At 62.0% G+C, this 18,302-nt stretch carries 19 protein-coding genes; 6 read left to right on the forward strand and 13 right to left on the reverse strand.

Annotated elements, in window-relative coordinates:
* Nucleotides 1-14: 14 nt before the first annotated feature.
* On the reverse strand, nt 15-536 hold the full coding sequence (locus tag MJ643_RS01980) for a chalcone isomerase family protein (RefSeq protein ID WP_023661871.1): 522 nt from the start codon (nt 534-536) through the stop codon (nt 15-17).
* A 158-nt stretch (nt 537-694) separates the two neighbouring features.
* Here MJ643_RS01980 and MJ643_RS01985 point away from each other — a divergent pair, with 158 nt between their 5' ends.
* Nucleotides 695-1,465 carry an SDR family NAD(P)-dependent oxidoreductase gene (locus MJ643_RS01985; protein ID WP_023661870.1) on the forward strand — a complete coding sequence of 257 codons (771 nt, stop codon included), beginning with the start codon at nt 695-697 and terminating at the stop codon, nt 1,463-1,465.
* A gap of 26 nt (nt 1,466-1,491) precedes the next feature.
* Here the strand turns inward: MJ643_RS01985 and MJ643_RS01990 are convergent, their stop codons facing one another.
* The 11 genes from MJ643_RS01990 to pstS all read right to left on the reverse strand — a co-directional run bounded on the left by MJ643_RS01990 (nt 1,492) and on the right by pstS (nt 11,865).
* Nucleotides 1,492-2,046, reverse strand: a complete 555-nt coding sequence (locus MJ643_RS01990) for an XRE family transcriptional regulator (protein ID WP_013972152.1) — start codon at nt 2,044-2,046, stop codon at nt 1,492-1,494.
* A gap of 252 nt (nt 2,047-2,298) precedes the next feature.
* Nucleotides 2,299-3,657, reverse strand: coding sequence for an aspartate aminotransferase family protein (locus MJ643_RS01995; RefSeq protein ID WP_023661869.1), 1,359 nt, complete (start codon nt 3,655-3,657; stop codon nt 2,299-2,301).
* Between the two features lie 70 nt (nt 3,658-3,727).
* Entirely contained in the window at nt 3,728-4,501 is a 774-nt protein-coding gene (locus tag MJ643_RS02000; RefSeq protein ID WP_015270028.1) for a gamma-glutamyl-gamma-aminobutyrate hydrolase family protein, read from the reverse strand.
* Nucleotides 4,502-4,585: 84 nt separating this feature from the next.
* Complete coding sequence (locus MJ643_RS02005; RefSeq protein WP_024086826.1) at nt 4,586-5,932, reverse strand: glutamine synthetase family protein; 1,347 nt, start codon at nt 5,930-5,932, stop codon at nt 4,586-4,588.
* Nucleotides 5,933-5,959: 27 nt separating this feature from the next.
* Complete coding sequence (locus MJ643_RS02010; RefSeq protein ID WP_013972148.1) at nt 5,960-6,514, reverse strand: XRE family transcriptional regulator; 555 nt, start codon at nt 6,512-6,514, stop codon at nt 5,960-5,962.
* 160 nt (nt 6,515-6,674) lie between these two features.
* Nucleotides 6,675-7,274 (reverse strand): hypothetical protein, encoded by a 600-nt coding sequence (locus MJ643_RS02015; protein ID WP_024086825.1) that lies wholly within the window; start codon nt 7,272-7,274, stop codon nt 6,675-6,677.
* Nucleotides 7,274-7,972: a hypothetical protein gene (locus MJ643_RS02020; RefSeq protein WP_041506078.1), complete on the reverse strand. Its 699-nt coding sequence runs from the start codon at nt 7,970-7,972 to the stop codon at nt 7,274-7,276. The genes MJ643_RS02015 and MJ643_RS02020 overlap by 1 nt, the downstream gene beginning before the upstream one ends.
* Before the next feature lie 93 nt (nt 7,973-8,065).
* Nucleotides 8,066-8,827 carry a phosphate ABC transporter ATP-binding protein PstB gene (pstB, locus tag MJ643_RS02025; RefSeq protein WP_031324478.1) on the reverse strand — a complete coding sequence of 254 codons (762 nt, stop codon included), beginning with the start codon at nt 8,825-8,827 and terminating at the stop codon, nt 8,066-8,068.
* A 75-nt stretch (nt 8,828-8,902) separates the two neighbouring features.
* Nucleotides 8,903-9,796, reverse strand: coding sequence for a phosphate ABC transporter permease PstA (gene pstA, locus MJ643_RS02030; RefSeq protein ID WP_024086822.1), 894 nt, complete (start codon nt 9,794-9,796; stop codon nt 8,903-8,905).
* Nucleotides 9,796-10,761 carry a phosphate ABC transporter permease subunit PstC gene (pstC, locus tag MJ643_RS02035; protein ID WP_013972145.1) on the reverse strand — a complete coding sequence of 322 codons (966 nt, stop codon included), beginning with the start codon at nt 10,759-10,761 and terminating at the stop codon, nt 9,796-9,798. The genes pstA and pstC overlap by 1 nt, the downstream gene beginning before the upstream one ends.
* A 72-nt stretch (nt 10,762-10,833) precedes the next feature.
* Nucleotides 10,834-11,865 carry a phosphate ABC transporter substrate-binding protein PstS gene (gene pstS, locus MJ643_RS02040; protein ID WP_003259756.1) on the reverse strand — a complete coding sequence of 344 codons (1,032 nt, stop codon included), beginning with the start codon at nt 11,863-11,865 and terminating at the stop codon, nt 10,834-10,836.
* A gap of 289 nt (nt 11,866-12,154) precedes the next feature.
* Here pstS and MJ643_RS02045 point away from each other — a divergent pair, with 289 nt between their 5' ends.
* Complete coding sequence (locus MJ643_RS02045; protein WP_024086821.1) at nt 12,155-12,532, forward strand: hypothetical protein; 378 nt, start codon at nt 12,155-12,157, stop codon at nt 12,530-12,532.
* A gap of 101 nt (nt 12,533-12,633) precedes the next feature.
* On the opposite strand, the gene MJ643_RS02050 is transcribed toward MJ643_RS02045, so the two are convergent.
* Entirely contained in the window at nt 12,634-12,867 is a 234-nt protein-coding gene (locus MJ643_RS02050) for a hypothetical protein (RefSeq protein ID WP_013972143.1), read from the reverse strand.
* A gap of 245 nt (nt 12,868-13,112) precedes the next feature.
* Here MJ643_RS02050 and MJ643_RS02055 point away from each other — a divergent pair, with 245 nt between their 5' ends.
* The 4 genes from MJ643_RS02055 to MJ643_RS02070 all read left to right on the forward strand — a co-directional run bounded on the left by MJ643_RS02055 (nt 13,113) and on the right by MJ643_RS02070 (nt 18,269).
* The gene (locus MJ643_RS02055; protein ID WP_208209602.1) at nt 13,113-13,988 is read left to right on the forward strand and encodes a universal stress protein; all 876 of its coding nucleotides are present in this window, start codon (nt 13,113-13,115) and stop codon (nt 13,986-13,988) included.
* Nucleotides 13,989-14,331: 343 nt separating this feature from the next.
* Complete coding sequence (locus tag MJ643_RS02060; RefSeq protein ID WP_013972141.1) at nt 14,332-15,558, forward strand: MFS transporter; 1,227 nt, start codon at nt 14,332-14,334, stop codon at nt 15,556-15,558.
* A gap of 302 nt (nt 15,559-15,860) precedes the next feature.
* Nucleotides 15,861-17,702: a potassium transporter Kup gene (locus MJ643_RS02065; RefSeq protein ID WP_243899883.1), complete on the forward strand. Its 1,842-nt coding sequence runs from the start codon at nt 15,861-15,863 to the stop codon at nt 17,700-17,702.
* A 105-nt stretch (nt 17,703-17,807) separates the two neighbouring features.
* The gene (locus MJ643_RS02070) at nt 17,808-18,269 is read left to right on the forward strand and encodes a hypothetical protein (protein ID WP_235208045.1); all 462 of its coding nucleotides are present in this window, start codon (nt 17,808-17,810) and stop codon (nt 18,267-18,269) included.
* Nucleotides 18,270-18,302 lie beyond the last annotated feature (33 nt).

The following is an 18,302-nucleotide window of genomic DNA, read 5'->3' on the forward strand; positions in this document are numbered from 1 at the left end:
ACCGTTATGCAGATTCATGGCATGCCCCCCAGCAGACGCTGACGCAGTTGTTGATCCCTGGCCCGCGGATCGAGCCAGATGGCGAAGAACGCCCGTGCAAAAACGGGGTCGGCGACCGCCCGGCTGAGTTTGCCATCGACGTAGAAGCGGCAGCCCTGCCCCGGCATGTACAAGCCGGTGATGCGCATGCCTGGCTGTACATCCACAAACGCCTGCTGCATGGCTTGGGACCACGCCGCGCGCCGCTGCGGCGTCACGTTTTCAGGTGCCAGCCGGTACATTTCCTCGAGGCTGGCCTGTACCAGCGTGTCCCTGGACAGGCTTCGGTGATAGGCCAGCTCAAGGGCAAAAGGCCGGCTCCAGTCCTGGACCGGACCTGCCGCCCAGAGCTGTGCGGTGTAAAGGCGCAAGCCAAACCAGCTGAACTCACCGACGCCCAGCCGTTGCGCTGCCGGCAGCTCCGCTCGCCAGTCCGCCGCCTCCGACAGGGCAGTCAATAGCAGGCAAAGCCAGGCCCAACGAGTTGTGTGCCCCATACTGACCTCGAGCACGTGAAATACCTATACAATATTAGAAACTATGTACAGTTTTTTATGAGGTTGTACAACTTTTACTTGCGGGTCTCAGGGCCTTGTTTCGGCAGAGCCAGTGACAGTGGCATACCAGCGTCGGCGCCGGCAAAGGAGGCAGTTCAGTGAGCCTTATCAATAACCTTCATACCCCCGCCAACGTACTGGTCTGCGGAGCCAGCCAGGGGATCGGCCTTGCACTGTGCACCCAGCTGCTGGCGCGCGACGACATCGGACGGGTGTTTGCCGTCTCGCGACATGCCACCAGCAGCCCTGCGCTGGATGCTTTGTTCGCCGAGCACCCACGACAGTTGGTTCGCATCGACTGCGACGCGTGTTCCGAAGTGGCACTGCAAACACTGGCGGCGCGGGTGGGAGCCTGCTGCAACCACTTGAACCTTGTATTTTGCACGCTTGGGGTGCTGCAAGCGCCGCCCGCGCGGGCCGAAAAAGCGCTGACACAGGTAGATATGGCGGGGCTGCTGGCCAGCTTCACGACCAACTGTTTCGCCCCTGTCCTGCTGCTCAGGCACTTGCTGCCCTTGTTGCGACAGCAACCGATGACCTATGTGGCGCTGTCGGCGCGGGTCGGGTCGATCAGCGACAATCATCTTGGCGGGTGGTACAGCTATCGCGCCAGCAAGGCCGCGCTCAACCAGCTTATGCGTACCGCGAGCATCGAGCTCAAGCGACTGAACCCTGCTTCCACGGTACTGTTGCTGCATCCCGGGACCACCGACACCCGCCTTTCCCAACCCTTTCAGGGCAATGTGGCGCCAGGAAAACTGTTCTCGCCGGCGTTTGCAGCGACATGCATCCTAGCGCTGGTGAGCCGACACGGCCCGGAACAGAGCGGTACATTCTGGGCGTGGGACGGGACACCGATTGCCTGGTGACTCCAGAGCCAGCCTGGATTCCCCTCTCAGCTGAATACCCAGAGCACGCGGGTGAGCTTGTCTGTCAGGTTGGCGTAACGAAAGCTCGCGTGGGGTTGCAGCTGAAAACTGTCATTGGCGCGCAGCGTTACCGGCTCGCCGCCATCCAGCCAGACGGTCAGTTCGCCTTCGAGCACGAAGCAGCCCTGCTCCGAGCTGTCATCCAGGTACTCCTCGCCACTGCTGGCCCCCGGCTCCAGGTGGCTGTCGAGCATGGAGAACGCGCCCGTTATCGTGGGGGATGCCAGCACATCGGTGATGCCACCGGCCAGGTGAAGGGTACGACGCTCGTGAGGGCGGGTGACCCAGTCGAGCTCGCGGGGCTGGTCCAGCTTGTAGAAATAGGCCGTGGAGACGCCGAGCTCTTCGCTGATAGCCGTGAGGTCGGCCACGGTTGGGCGGGATACGCCCCGTTCGACCTGGGACAGAAAGCCCACCGAACGGCCGATGCGCTGCGCCAGTTCGCCCAGTGTCAGGCCCTTGAACTTGCGCAGGTCGCGAATCAGTACGGCCAGGCCTTCGATCTCTTCGTGCACTTTCATGGTTGAATCGCGACTACGGATGGGAAAATTGATGCCCTGAAAAGTACATGATTCATTTCACAAAGCAAGATGCTTCGCGGCATTGCAAGATGCCGGCGACGATATGCCTGCGACTGTCTAGCCCAGACTCCAGAAGTTTGTGCGATCCCTGTGGGAGCGGGTTTACCCGCGAACACGGACGAAGTCCGTGCCATCCACCGCGGCGCCTGCTTCGCGGGTAAACCCGCTCCTACAGGTATCAGACCCAGACGCTCAGCGAACAGCCTCGTACGTCAGGTCCAGACACTTGCGGGCTTTTTCCACCAGTTCGTCGATCTCCTCGATGCTGATAACCAGCGGCGGCGCGATGATCATGGTGTCGCCCACGGCACGCATGATCAGGCCGTTGTCGAAGCAGTGCTGGCGACAGATCATGCCGACACCTTTGCCTTCATAGCGCGCGCGGGTGGCCTTGTCCTTCACCAGCTCGATCGCACCGAGCATGCCCAGGCCGCGTACCTCGCCTACCAGCGGGTGGTCCGCCAGCTCGCGCAGGCGTCGTTGCAGGTAAGGCGCGGTCTTGTCGTGCACCTGCTCGATGATCTTTTCGTCACGCAGGATCCGCAGGTTCTCAAGGCCGACCGCAGCCGCCACCGGGTGGCCGGAATAGGTGAAGCCGTGGTTGAAGTCGCCGCCTTCGCTGATGACTTTGGCCACTTCATCTCGCACGATCACGCCGCCCATGGGGATATAGCCGGAGGTAAGGCCCTTGGCGATGGTCATCAGGTCGGGCTTGAGGTCGTAGTAGTCGCTACCGAACCACTCGCCTGTACGGCCGAAGCCGCAGATCACTTCGTCAGCGACGAAGAGGATGTCGTACCTGGCCAGGATCTCCTTCACCTTCGGCCAGTAGGTCTGCGGTGGAATGATCACCCCGCCAGCGCCCTGGATCGGTTCGGCGATGAAGGCGGCAACGTTGTCCACGCCAACTTCGAGGATCTTTTTCTCCAGCTGTTCGGCCGCCCACACGCCGAAGTCGGCCTCGGTCATGTCGCCGCCTTCGCCATACCAGTATGGCTGCGGGATATGCACGATATCCGGGATCAGCCCGCCCTGCTGGTGCATGCCGCTCATGCCGCCCAGGCCCGCGCCGGCCACGGTGGAGCCGTGGTAACCGTTGATTCGGCCGATGATGACCTTCTTGTTCTTCTGGCCCTTGAGCGCCCAGTAATGGCGGACCATTCGCAGCACGGTGTCGTTGCCTTCGGAGCCAGAGCCGGTGAAGAACACGTGAGTCATGCCTTGCGGGGCCACATCGGCGATCGCCTTGGCCAGTTCCAGCGCGGGCGGGTGCGCGGTCTGGAAGAACAGGTTGTAGTACGGCAGCTGCTTCATCTGCTGGCTGGCGACGTCGGCCAGCTCATCGCGCCCATAGCCCACCGCCACACACCACAGGCCCGCCATGCCATCGAGAATCTTGTGGCCCTCGCTGTCCCAGAGGTACACACCTTTGGCCGAGGTGATGATGCGCGGGCCTTTCTCGGCCAGCTGCCGAACATCGCTGAACGGGGCCAGGTGGTGGTCGCGGCTCATGGCTTGCCAGGCAAGGGTCTGCGAATTCTGCTCACTCATTGACTTCACTCCATCAAGTTGCGCAGCCGTGCTGCGCAGGTACTTTTTTTGTAATTGGGAAAGATCGCTGTCAGGCGGTCTTCAACAGCATCTGGCGCAGTACCGAGCGATGCCGGCAGGCCTTGCCAAAGGACTGGAAGATGGTCAGGTAATGCGGGTTGTCCATGACCTGGTACTCGGGGTGCCATTGCACGGCCAGGGCAAAGCCTTTGCTGTTCTCGACCGAAACAGCTTCCACCAGGCCATCGGGTGCCAGCGCCTCCACCCTCAGCCCGGGGGCCAGTACATCGATGCCCTGGCCGTGGATGGAATTGACATCGATGACCGCTGGCAAACCCATGCGGTCGAGCATGCCGCCGGGCTCTATATGCAGGGCGTGACGCGGGCCGTATTGCTTTTCGATGGGCTCACCCTTGCTTTCGCGGTGGTCCATGAACATGCCGGTCTCATGCACTTTCTGGTGCAAGGTGCCACCCAGCGCCACGTTCATTTCCTGGAAACCACGGCAGATGCCCAGCACCGGCACTCCGGCGGCGATGGCCGCACGCATCAGTGGCAGTGTGGTGGCATCACGCAGCGGATCGTGATGGGTGCCCGCTGCACTGGCCGGTCCGTTGTAGTGGAACGGTTCGATGTTGGACGGCGAACCGGTGAAGATCAGCCCATCCACCACGTCGAGAATATCGGCGCTGTCCATCAGGTCTGCGAGGCTGGGTATCACGATGGGCAGCCCACACGCTGCCTTGGCCGCCGCGCGCGCGTACTTCTCGCTGATGGTCTGGGTTGCATGCAGCTCGATCATGCTGGTGCATGCGGTAATGCCGATAACGGGCACACGTGGCATATCTTCCTCCGGCAAATCCATATTGCGCGTTGTATTGAAACGGTAGAAAGGCAGGGTGCAGCGGCGCTGCCCCGACCCCGGCAGCTACAGGAACCAGCGGTATTCGCGGGCATCGATGTGGCGCATGAAGTCCAGTTGCTCCTGGTATTTGTTTTCGCAGTAGACCATCACGAATTCACTGCCCAGGCCCTCGTTCACCTCCGGGTGGTGACGCATGGCCGCCAGGGCACTGAAGGCATCCTTGGGGAACTCGATGCCGCTCTGGCGGTTGTCGTTCAGCGGGGCAATGGGCTCGACGCCACGCTCCAGGCCATGCTCCATCCCGGTCAGGATGGCCGCCAGCACCAGGTACGGGTTGGCATCGGCACCGGCGAGGCGGTGTTCGATGCGCAGGTTGCGGGGGTCGGACTCGGGGATGCGAATACACGCATCGCGATCTTCGAAACCCCAGCTGGCCTTGCTCGCCGCGTTGACCATGGCGCCGTAACGGCGGTAGGCATTGTGGTTCGGGGCGAAGATCGGCATGCAGTGGGGCAGCAACTCCAGGCACCCTGCCACCGCATGGCGCAGCTTGCGCTGGTCATCGCCGGCGAGGATGTTGTTGCCGGCGTTGTCGTACATGCTGACGTGCACATGCATGCCGCTGCCCGGCGCATCGAGGTACGGCTTGCTCATGAAGCTGGCGCGGTAGCCGTGCTTCATCGCGATACCGCGGGTACTGCGGCAGAACAGCGCCGACCAGTCAGCCGCGCTCATGGCATCGTCGCTGTGCGAGAAGTTGATCTCGAACTGGCCGGGGCCCAGCTCCGCGGTGATCACGTTCGCCGGCACGCCCTGCTCGTTGGCGCCATCGACCATCTCGTGCAGCACCGGTGCAAAGCGCGACAGCCGCTCGATGTGCATGTTCGGCTGGTCGTCGTGGTCGTCGGTCGCCTTGTCGCGTGGGTACTGTGGCAGGCCGTTATCGAGCTTGCGGTCGAACAGGTAGAACTCCAGCTCGAAGGCCACCACCGGGCGAATGCCGCGCCTGGCCAGGCGCTGGATCACCCGGGCCAGCACTTCACGGGGCTCGAACTCGATGGGCTTGGCGGTGCCGTCGGAGGTGATGAGCATCTGCGCGATCGGTTCCTTTTCCCAGCGCACCGGCCTGAGGGTACCCGGCACCAGGCGGCGGGCGGCATCCGGGTCGCCGTCGGCGAAGCAGTAGTCACCGATCGGGTAGAGCCCCCCCTGGGTGCCCAGCAACACGCAGTTCTGCGGCAACTTCAGCGGCGTGCCGGCTGCGACTTTTTCCAGCATGTCCATGGGGTAGCGCTTGCCGTAGAAGTGCCCGGGGATATCCAGCGCAATCAGGTCGACATAACGTATTTCTGGGTGTTTCGCTCGGAACGAGCGCACTTCAGTCAGCAGATCCGGAAAGACGACACTCATCTTCTTGTCCTTGTGAGGTGAACGAATTCAGTTGAAGACCCAGAGCACGCGGGTGGTTTTTTCCGTCAGGTTGGCGTAACGGAACTGCGCGTGGGGGTGCAGCTGGAAGCAGTCGTTGGCCTGCAGGGTCACGGCGTCGCCGTGGTCCAGCCAGACCGTGAGTTCGCCTTCGAGCACGAAACAGCCCTGCTCGGATCGGTCGGTCAGGTACAGCTCGCCACTGCTGGCGCCTGGCTCGAGATGGCTGTCGAGCATGGAGAACGCGCCGCCGATGGTGGGCGAAGCCAGCACATCGGTGATGCCCGACTCGAGGTACAGCGTGCGCCGCTCGTGGGGGCGCGTGACCCAGCTGACGCTGCGGGGCTTGCTCAGGTTGTAGAAGTACGCGGTGGATACGCCGAGCGCTTCACTGATGGCGGTGAGATCGGCCACGGTAGGGCGCGAAACACCGCGCTCGACCTGGGACAGAAAGCCGACCGAGCGGTTGATGCGCTCGGCCAGTTCGCCCAGGGTCAGGTTCTTGAATTTGCGCAGGTCGTGAATAAGGATCGCGAGGGCTTCAACCTCTTCGTGCATCTTCATCGTTTGAGACTGCCGTGAAATTTTTAGAGTTATTTTTCATGAAAAATTACATGAAAAATTTCACGAGTCAAGCCGAAGCTGAAAATGGGAAGCCGCGAATGGAGGTGTTGGGGGGCAACAAGTAGCGAAGAGGCGTAACGAGAAAAGTACCTTGAGGCCCTCAGGAAGCGAGGGCCTGCGAACGCTGCTGTACCGGCATTTCATAGCGGTGCGGTTGCTGCCAGGCCAGCTGTGCCTGGACATCGACCGCCGCATCCATCACTTTCTGCGCCCAGTTCTCATCCTTGGGGCACACCACCACCACGCGAAAACCGTGGTCCACGCCTTCCAGCCGCACGCCCTCGGAATCATCGACATGCAGGTCGATATCGAAGGCCGACGGCAACTTGGAAGGCGCATTCTCAAGCCCGTTCACGGCCAGGATATGCTGGTGCCGGTCACTGTTGACCACGCCATCGACGCGGATACCGTAGAGCATCAGCCAACGGCGTATGTAGGACGGCGTGCGCCCCGACGAGGTGTAGATCCAGATGCTGCAGCCCTGGCGGCGCAAGTCGCGGATCAGCGAGCGCGTGCCACTGCGCAGGGGTTCACCCAACCAGCGGTGGAGGAACGCCGGCAGCTTGCTGTCCTCGGCGGCGGCATGGTCGGCCTGGCAGGCGAGCGTGTCGTCGATATCGAACGAAATGCGTATCTGCGGGCGGTTGAACGTGCGCTCGATGGCTTGCCGCCCGCGTTGGAACAGAGAAGAGCTTTGCATCAGCGGCACCTCTCGCGCGCAGGCATGGATGTGACGTCCAGGAAGAACTTGCCGGGCTCAGGCGCGTGCGCTTCAAGGAAAGCTGCATACTTTTTCTTGATCTTGGGTAGTTCGTACAAAGCCTTGACACCATGCTTGGCAGAGTTGCGTATGACCGAGGATGGGTTGAAGTAACCCTCGGCATTGTCCAGCGACAACACGAATGGCGGTAACCCCGCGCGCATCAGCAGGTAGCTGACAATGAGCGACCCTGTGCGGTTGTTGCCTTCGATGAACAGCTGCGGCTTGCTCAGAATTCGAACGTAGACACCCGCCGCGCGCTTCCAGATCGAATCGCTGCCGTACGAGCAATACCAGTTGTAGAGGTCCTTGATGCCGCCCTCCACGTTGTTGAAAAAGTGCGCCTCGGTCGCCGCCAGGTGCGGGGCAAACTCCAGCCTGCGTGCCGGGTCGCTGCCGCACAGCACGGTGGCGTTGATCTCCAGCATCAGGTTCAGTTGCTGAAGGTCGAAAAGGTCGACACCCCGGGCGACATAGTCGTCAATCAGGGCATAGCCTTCAACCACATTCAGCAGCACCTCGTCGGTAAACGGATCGCGCGGTTCGGTGAAATGCTGGCTGAGTTCGGCAAAGCGGGCCTGCACCTCACGCAGTGCGCGCTCTACCGCTGGCAGATCAATACGACGCGTCGCTGGCATTGGAAATCCCTGGTAACACTTGACGGAAGGTAATGCGGCCGGGTGTTGCAGCCTTCCTGACTGCAACACCCGGCCACCTTGGCACGTGCGGCCTCAGCTGAACTTGCCGCTGATGTAGTCGGCGGTCAGCTGCTCACGCGGGTTCTGGAAAATCTGCGTGGTCGGGCCCATCTCGACCAGGTAACCGGTACGGGTGCCCTTGGAGATATCGACCGAGAAGAACGCGGTGGTGTCGGCCACACGAATTGCCTGCTGCATGTTGTGGGTCACCAGGGCGATGGTGTAGTCCTTCTTCAACTCGACCATCAGCTCCTCCACCCGGCGGGTGGCAATCGGGTCGAGTGCCGAGCAGGGTTCGTCCAGCAGCAGCACTTCCGGCTCGGTGGCGATGGCGCGGGCGATGCACAGACGCTGTTGCTGGCCACCGGACAGTGCCAGGCCGCTGACCTTGAGCTTGTCCTTCACCTCGTCCCACAGCGCGGCGCCCTGCAGCGCGTGCTTGACGCGGTCACCGATGTCGCCCTTGTAGCGGTTCAGGCGCAGGCCGAAGGCGACGTTGTCGAAGATGCTCATGGAGAACGGGTTGGGCTGCTGGAACACCATGCCGATGTAGCGGCGCACCACCACAGGGTCGACGCCCTTGCCGTAGACGTCCTGGCCCAGGAAGTGCACATGGCCTTCGAAACGGAAGCCCTTCACCAGGTCGTTCATGCGGTTGAGGCTACGCAGGACGGTACTCTTGCCGCAGCCAGACGGCCCGATGAAACCGGTGATCTCGTTCTTGCGGATCGGCACATGGCTGTCGCGAACGGCCATGAAATTGCCGTAGAAGATCTTGTCCAGCTTGCAGTCCATGACGATGGGGGCTTCGCTGACCACGGGAGCGGCTTTTGGCGCAGTGGATACGTTCAAGGTCGGATGCTCCCTTTCTCAATACTTGGGCTTGCCGAATACTCGGCTCAGAATGTTGATTACCAGCACGATCATCACCAGTACCAGCGAGGCCGCCCAGGCGAGCTCGAGCTGGTTGTCGAATGGCATGCCGGAGAAGTTGTAGATCAGTACGGCCAGCGAGGCCGTCGGGTTCATGACTGCCAGGTCGCCGTCGTGCAGGATCCAGTAGTTGCTGAACAGCGCGGTGAACAGCAGCGGCGCGGTCTCGCCGGCGGCACGGGCCACGGCCAGCATGACGCCGGTCAGGATGGCCGGCAGGCCGGTGGGCAGGACGATTTTCCAGATCACCTGGGCACGGGTGCAGCCCATGCCGTAGGCAGCATCCTTCATGATCTTGGGCACCATCTTCATCGACTCTTCAGCGGTCAGCACGACGATGGGCAGCATCAGTACCGCCAGGGCCACACCACCTGCCGGCGCGGAGTAGGTGCCGGTGGTCATCACCACCAGGGCATAGGCGAATACGCCAGCCAGGATCGACGGCAGGCCGGTGAGCATCTTGGCGGCAAAGCGCGCGGCGTTGGCCAGCTTGCTGTCCGGGCCGAGTTCGGCCAGGAACACCGCGGCCAGGATACCGACCGGGACGGCGATGGCAGCAGCAATGCCGACCATGACGAAAGTACCGGCCATGGCGTTGCCAAAGCCCCCGCCCATCTCGAAGCCGGTGGGTGGCAGCTCGGTGAACACCTCCAGGTTGAGGCGTGCGCCACCGCGAGTGATCAGCATGTACAGCACGGAGATCAGCGGCACGCTGGCAACCAGTGCCGCGAACCATGCCAGCGTGGTCAACACCAGGCTGCGCAGGGAACGGCCTTCCAGCTTGCGCTGCAGGCTGGGCAACGCGTTTGCAGGGGTGGTGAGGTTGGTCATCATTTGTTACCCCGCTGGGCGTAGAGCATGATCATCGAGCCGAGCACGTTCACCAGCAGGGTGATGAACATCAGCACCAGTGCGGCGTACATCAGCACCTCGACCTCGTTCGGGCCGGCCTCCGGGAAGTTCAGGGCCAGCAAGGCCGCCAGCGTGTTGGCCGGGGCGAACAAGGACAGGGAAATGTTGTTGGCATTGCCCACCAGCATGGCCAGCGCCATGGTTTCACCCAGCGCACGGCCCAGGCCGAGCACCAGCGAACCAAAGATACCGGTAGCTGCCGATGGCACCATTACCTTGAGAATGGCCTCCCAGTGGGTGGCGCCCAGGCCGTAGGCGGCCTGCTTGGTCTTCATCGGCACGCTGGTCAGGGCGTCCTGCGAAACGGCGGCGATGGTCGGCAGAATCATGATCGCCAGCACCAGCGCGGCAGGCAGCAGCCCTGGGCCGCTCAGGGAAGTACCAAAAAAGGGAATCCAGCCCAGCTCGCTGTTTAACCAGGTGGTCAGCGGGCGAATGGCCGGGATGACCACATAGATCCCCCACAGGCCGTAGACGACGCTGGGGATGGCAGCGAGCAGCTCGACGATGGTGCGGAACACCGCCGCCAGCCGGGCCGGGAGGAAGTCCTGGGTCAGGAAGATGGCCATGCTGACGCCGAAGAAACCGGCGATCAACAGGGCGATCAGGGCGCTGTAGAGCGTGCCCCAGATCGCTGGCAGAATACCGTACTTGCCTTGGTTGACGTCCCAGACACTGCCGAACAGCACGTCAAAGCCGTGCTTCTCGATGCCTGGCAGTGCCTTGCGGCCCACTTCGTAGACCAGCGCGAAGACCAGCGCCAGCACCAGCACCACACCGATGCGTGCAAGCGCACGGAAGGTGCGATCAACCAGGAAGTCTTTCGCAGACGGTGGCTGGCACGCGGAGTCGGGGTTAGCCGGGATGGCAAAAGGAGTGTTCATGGGCAAGTTCCGGGACAGAGGGCAAACACACCCGGCATGGCCGCCAGACCACACCGGGAGCGCCTGGGCGTGTTACTGGATGTTGGCGGACGCTTTGCGTACCTGGTCGACAACCGACGCTGGCAGCGGGATGTAGCCCATCGAGTCGGCGATCTTCTGGCCTTCGGTCAGGCTGTATTCGACCATTTCGCGCATGGCCTTGGCCTTGGCCGGGTTACCGTTGTCCTTGCGGAAGATCATCCAGGTGTAGGAGGTGATCGGGTAGGACTTGGCACCGTCCGGGTCAGGCAGCCAGGCCACCAGGTTCTCCGGCATCTTCACCGCAGCCAGCGCCTCGGCACCGCTCTCGGCGTTCGGCACTACGTATTGGCCGGCCTTGTTCTGCAGCTGGGCGAAGTCGACCTTGGCCAGCTTGGCAAAGCCGTATTCGATGTAGCCGATGGCGCCTGGGGTCTGGCGGACGGTGGCGGTTACGCCATCGTTCTTCGGCGACTTGATGAACTTGTCGCTGGCCGGCCAGTTGACGGTGTTGCCTTCACCCAGCGCTTGCTTGAAGTCAGCATTGATGGCCGACAGGTGCTTGGTGAATACCGCAGTGGTGCCGCTGGAGTCGGCACGCACGACCACGGTGATCGGGGTAGCTGGCAGTTTCAGCTCAGGGTTGGCCGCGACGATCTGCGGGTCGTTCCACTGGGTGATCTTGCCGAGGAAGATGTTGGAGTACACATCGCGTGGCAGCTTCAGCCCTTTGGGGTTGCCTGGCAGGTTGTAAGCCAGGACGATTTCACCGGCGGTCATTGGCAGCAACTGCACGCCTTCGCCGACCTTGGCGATTTCTTCGGCTTTCATTGCCGAGTCGCTGGCGGCAAAGTCGACGGTCTTGTTCAGAAAGTCCTGAACACCCGCCCCGCTCCCCTTGGACTGGTAGTCAACGGTGACACCGTCGGTTTCCTTGCTGAAGGCCTTGAACCAGGTCAGGTAGATCGGTGCCGGGAAACTTGCGCCGGAACCGGTCAGGCGGATGTTCTCTGCGGCAAAGGATGCCGAAGTGGCGCAAAGAGAAACGGCAACGGCGAGTGCAGCAGATTTCATCAGGCGTATCATCGAAAAGCGCTCCGTGTGATGGCCGGCACACTTTGCAGCAGCAATGTTACAGCTTTGTGACCGATGAATGGCAGGCCGCACGGTAGAGCCGTCTGGCGGCGCCATCACGGCAACATCAGGGGCCAGAGCCCTGGAGCGGTTCCTGTCTGAACCCTACGGCTTCGATGTGTCGGTTGAATGACTGTTTAGAGAGGGCAACCGGTTTGCTGGCACCGCTGGTCGATTACCGGGCACTCTGGCGTTGCCGCGGCATTCAACCGCTCATGTAAACCAGACGGGAGTGAATGCCATGCCACGCGGCGACAAGGACAAATACACCGACAAGCAGAAGCGCAAGGCCGAACATATCGAGGAAAGCTACGAGCACAAAGGCGTGCCGAAAGACCAGGCCGAAGCGCGTGCCTGGGCCACCGTGAACAAACAGTCCGGTGGAGGCGAGAAGAAAGGTGGCTCGGGTAAGGCTACATCCTCCAGCGAGAAGAAAACTGCCCGGTCGGACTCGGCCAAACGGGCGGCGAAGTCGCGCCAAGGTCATTCCCGCACATCGGGCAGCTCCCTGGAAACCCAGAGCAAGCAAAGCCTGATGAAGGAAGCGCGCAGCAAAAACATCAAAGGGCGCTCCACCATGACCAAGGCACAGTTGGTGGAAGCGCTCAAGCACGCATGACCGCAAGCCCTGAACCGGGCGCAATCCCTGTGGGAGCGGGCGTGCCCGCGAAGAACGCAATGTGATGCATGGCACCGGCTACGCCGGTGTCCGCCACAGCATCAACCATTCCCGGCGATATCCGCCGTGTCGGCATCCCGGCAACTGTTGCGGGATGCGCATACGAATTCCGCCTCGGCACGTGTGGGGTAGTTGAGGGTCAGGCGCAGCTTTTCCTGTGTGTCATAAAGGTCATAGCCCTCCCCTAACGTTGCGGGAAAGCCAATACTACGCGGGTAAATCTCTTTCTTGAGCGGCACAGCGGGAACCACAACAAAGCGCATCTGCATGATCATCCCCCTCCCGGCAGTCTCTTAGTATTAGTACTGCTACGGGAAAGCATCAAGTTGACTCATGCAAACAATCGCAATAGCCCTGCGAGCCTATCAGCCGAAGTGCTCCCTTGACGCACGTCAAGCCGCTGGGCCGGGTTCGCGCGACGATGGCTGTCAGCAAGGAACGAATCGAAAACCGCCATGCGCATTGTGCTCAAGGCCATCGCCATCGATCACTGTGCGCGGCCTTGGATAAGGAGTCCCACATGAGCCACCTGAACCACGTACTGGTAGCAACCGACATGTCCACCTCCGCCCGCAACGCGGCAGAGCGCGCTGCGCACCTGAGCAAGGCGCAGCAGGCATCGCTGGACCTGCTGTACGTTGCCAACCCGGCCCCCTTCGAGCGCTTGAAGCAGCTGGTCGCACCTGGTGATGATCTGCTGAAGCGCGTGCTGGATACCGCTGGCGAAAAAATCCGCGCACTGGCTGCAATGCTGTTCCAGCGCCATGACATCGCCGCTGGCGTGCAGGTAGCGCATGGCTCGGTGACCACGGAGATCACCCGTGTGGTGCAGGATAAACGCAGCGACCTGCTGGTATGCGGGGCGAAGGGCCAGAGCGTAGCGCGGCGCCTGCTGCTGGGCTCCACGGTGCAGAAGATGCTGAACCGCATGCCCTGCCCTTTGCTGGTGGTCAAGCAGGCGCCACGCGATGCCTACCGGACCTTGCTGGTTGCAGTTGATTTTTCGCCTTCGTCACTGCGCTCCATCGAACTGGCAAAAGCCATTGCCCCACAGGCCGAGATCATTCTGTTGCATGTTTACGAAGCGCCGTTCGAAGGCAGCATGCGTTTCGCCCACATCGACCATGACACCCTTGCACACTACCGCAATGTCATCCGCAAGGATGCGGTCCAGCAGCTCGCGGCCTTGAGCGAAACCGCCGGAGTGGCAGATGCTCGGCAAATCGTGGTGCATGGCGACCCTGCCTGGCGGATTGCCGAGCAGGAACAAGAACTGGAATGCGACCTGATCGTGGTTGGCAAGCAAGGGGAAAGCGCGCTTGAAGAGCTGCTGATAGGCAGCGTCACCAAGCATGTGCTGAACGAATCCCAGTGCGATGTGCTGGTATCGCCATAGGATGCAAGTGATGTGGAGGACGCTTGCGTGTCCTCCACCGAAGCACCCGTCATCCACCGCGGCGCCTGCTTCGCGGGTAAACCCGCTCCCACATGGATCGCGCTGGCCTTCAGGTTGTGGGCACGACCGTAGCGCCCTCTGTTTTTTCTGGCTTCAGGCACCAAAGCATTTCTCCCCTCCAACAGCGGGCGCTCTGCGCAAGGCGTTTCATCGATTGCGCTGATGATTACTATCGAGCGACCCGCATGTTGGCCAGGCGAAACCGCCCCCTATAATCCCCGGCAAATTTCCCCCGCTCCTTGCGCCTGCTTCAGGCGACATCCCTCTCTTGGAATCCAATACCATGCCAAGTGCCAGCCAGGCCCCTCGCGGCCTCCCCGAACATGATCAACAAAGCGTCAGCCAGCAGTGGCTGGCAATCCTTTCGGTCGCCGTCGGCGCTTTCGCCCTGGTGACCAGCGAGTTCCTGCCGGTGGGCGTACTCAACGATGTTGCCAGCGACCTTGGCATCAGTGCAGGCCACGCCGGCCTGATGGTCACCCTGCCCGGCATCATGGCCGCCCTCGCCGCCCCGCTACTGTCGGTGGGCATTGGCGCCCTGGACCGTCGCTACCTGCTGATCGGCCTGACGCTGATCATGATCATCGCCAATGCGGTGGTGGCCTACGCCAGCGACTTCAACCTGCTGCTGTTCGGCCGCGTGCTGCTGGGCGTGAGTATCGGCGGCTTCTGGGCAACGGCCATTGCCCTCAGCGGCCGCCTGGCGCCAAAGGGCGTGGGCGTAGCCCAGGCCACCTCGATCATCATGGTCGGTGTAACCCTGGCCACCGTGCTGGGCGTGCCGGTAGGCACCTGGTTGAGTGGCCTGATGGGCTGGCGCATGACCTTCCTGATAACCGCGCTACTGGGCATACCGGTGCTGCTGGCGCAGATCCTGTTGCTCCCGCGGCTCAACCCGGACAAAGCCATTCGCATCAGCGACCTGCCGGCCCTGTTCATCAACCCACAGGCGCGGGTTGGCCTGATTGCCGTGTTGCTGATCGGCCTGGCGCACTTTGCCGCGTACACCTATGTCGCGCCCTTCTTCAAACAAAGCTCCGGCTTCGATGGGCCTACCATTGGCTCGTTGCTGCTGCTTTATGGCGTGGCCGGGGTATTCGGCAATATCTTTGCCGGTTTCGCCGCCAACCGCAGCGTACGTCACACCCTGCTGCTGGTAGCGCTGATGATCGGCACCAGCACTGCCCTGTTCCCTCACTTCGCCACCGGCATGACCGGTGCCGCGATGCTGATCGGGTTGTGGGGCTTCGCCTTCGGCGCGTTCCCGGCCTGCGCCAGTATCTGGATGTTCGTCGTCGCGCCCAAGGATGTCGAACGTGGCATGCCGCTGTTCGTTGCCATGTTTCAGGTGATCATTGCACTGGGCTCGTTCTTCGGCGGTCGGATCGTCGACCAGCTGGGCAGCTCGGTGTTGCTGAGCCTGGCCACGGCCCTGGTGGGTTGCGGTTTCGCTACGGTGCTGGTGCTGGGGCGTAACGTCAGCAACAGCCTGGCGGCGCAACCTGGCTGACCAAACCATCGCCGGCAGGCCAGCTCCCACAGGGACCACGTAAACTCTTGAAGTCTGCGCTGTACCTGTGGGAGCTGGCCGGGCCGCAAAGCGGCCCCGAATTGCTTAACTGACAAAATATTGGGGCGCTGGCTGATTTTTTACGCTCTTTTTACGACTGAGCCGGCAGACAGAAGGAATACTGGGCGCGCGATGCTCAGGGATGGCATGCATTTATACCCGCCAGTCCAGAGAAACCTTTCGTGAGCCAGCCCACCGTCATCGCAAATCAATCCCTTCCCGCCAAGTCCAACCCTGTCGGCATGCTCGTCGCCGCTGTCGGCGTGGTGTATGGCGACATCGGCACCAGCCCGCTGTACACCCTCAAGGAGGTGTTCGCCGGGCACTATGGCGTACAGGCCAACACCGCTGGCGTACTCGGAGTGCTGTCGCTGGTGTTCTGGTCGTTGCTCTGGGTGGTATCGCTAAAGTACGTACTGTTCATCCTGCGTGCCGACAACCAGGGCGAAGGTGGCATCATGGCCCTGACCGCCCTGGCGCATCGGGCGGCGGCGCCCTACCAGCGCCTGGGCAGGATACTGGTGCTGCTCGGCTTGTTCGGCGTCGCGCTGTTCTACGGCGACAGCATGATCACGCCGGCGATTTCCGTGCTATCGGCCGTCGAGGGCCTGCAACTGGCCTTCGACGGTATCGAGCATTGGGTCGTGCCACTGTCGGTGGTGGTGCTGGTGGCCTTGTTCCTGATCCAGAAGCATGGCACCGCGCGCATCGGCATCCTCTTCGGGCCGATCATGGTGCTGTGGTTCGTCGTGCTGGGTGCACTGGGCCTGCACGGCATCGTCCAGCGCCCGGAGGTGCTGCAGGCACTCAACCCGCTCTGGGCGGTGAAGTTCTTCGTGCTGCACCCGGGCATGGGCGTGGCGATCCTGGGCGCGGTGGTGCTGGCGCTGACCGGCGCCGAAGCGCTCTACGCCGATATGGGGCACTTCGGCCGCAAACCCATCGCCCGGGCCTGGTTCCTGCTGGTGCTGCCCGGCCTGGTACTGAACTACTTCGGCCAGGGCGCACTGATCCTCGGCGACCCGCAGGCAGTGCGCAACCCGTTTTACCTGCTGGCGCCCGAATGGGCCCTGCTGCCTATGGTCGGGCTGGCCACGCTGGCCACCATCATCGCGTCCCAGGCCGTGATTTCCGGTGCGTTCTCGCTGACGCGCCAGGCCATCCAGCTGGGCTACGTACCGCGCATGTTCATCCAGCACACCTCCAGCGAGGAACAGGGGCAGATCTATATCGGTATGGTGAACTGGGCACTGATGGTTGGCGTGGTGCTGCTGGTGGTCGGCTTCGAGTCGTCCGGGGCGCTTGCAGCAGCCTATGGCGTAGCCGTGACCGGGACCATGCTGATCACCACACTGCTGGCTTCGGCAGTGGTGCTGTTGCTGTGGAAGGCACCCCGCTGGCTGGCACTGCCGATGCTGCTGGCATTCCTGCTGGTCGATAGCCTGTATTTCGCCGCCAATGCGCCGAAGATCCTCCAGGGCGGTGCATTTCCGGTGATTGCCGGCCTTGCACTGTTCACCCTGATGACTACCTGGAAGCGCGGGCGACGGATGATCGTCGAGCGGCTGGACGAAAGTTCGCTGCCGCTGGACCTGTTCATTACCAGCCTCAAGGCCCAGCCGCCTCACCGCGTGGGCGGTACTGCCGTATTCCTGTCCGCCAGGCCCGAGGCGGTGCCTCACGCCTTGCTGCACAACCTGCTGCATAACCAGGTACTGCATGAACAAGTGGTGCTGTTGACCGTCGTGTTCGAGGACGAGCCACGGGTCAACGCTGGCAAGCGCTTTGAGGTCGAGGAATTTGGTGATGGTTTCTTCCGCATGAGCCTGCATTTCGGCTTCATGGAGGAGCCCGACGTGCCGTTGGCGTTAAGCCGCTGTCAGCGTGCGGACCTTGAGTTCGGCCCCATGCGCACCACTTATTTCCTCAGCCGGGAGACGGTCATTGCAGGCAGGCAAATGGGCATGGCCCGCTGGCGTGAGCACCTGTTTGTCTTCCTGCTGAAGAATGCCAACAGCAACCTGAAGTACTTCAAGCTGCCGCTGAACCGGGTGATCGAGCTTGGCACCCAGGTCGAGATCTGAGCAGTCATGGACCACGATCCTTTTGTCAGGACGACAGAACTTGCAAAGCCGCTGCTTGTCTTACCAGCACCTGAGCTCTACCTGCGCCGTTGGAGGCGAAACAACATGAGAAAAACCCTGGTGGCCGTCTTTGCGTGTGCTCTGGCATTCGGCGCGACGGCAATGTTACCTGCCGATATCTCGCCGATGGGTTCCGCGTATGCCAAAGGCGGTGGCGGTGGCGGTGGCGGTGGCGGTGGCGGCCACGGTGGTGGTGGTGGCCACGGCGGCGGCAATGGCGGTGGACGTGGCGCCGGCATGGGTGGGCACAATGGTACTGGCAATGGTGCGGGTCTCGCGGGTGATCATGCCGGCAAGGCTACGCGCGATCATGGTGTGAGCGGCAATCATTATGGAAGCTCACGTAACCAGGACAACGGCCATGGGACCACCACCTCAGGCATTGCCCAGTCCAAGGATACTCGCGGCTTGACGAAATCTACCGCTATCTCGGGGACTACGCCCGGTGATCACAATGCCAAGGGGCTGAGCGGCGCGGTACAAAACTCCTCCAAGAATGATCGATGAGCTTAAGGCTGCCAGGTACTGAAAGGGCCTGGC

The organism is Pseudomonas sp. PNPG3, assembly GCF_023093815.1.
Taxonomy (GTDB): Bacteria; Pseudomonadota; Gammaproteobacteria; order Pseudomonadales; family Pseudomonadaceae; genus Aquipseudomonas; species Aquipseudomonas asiatica.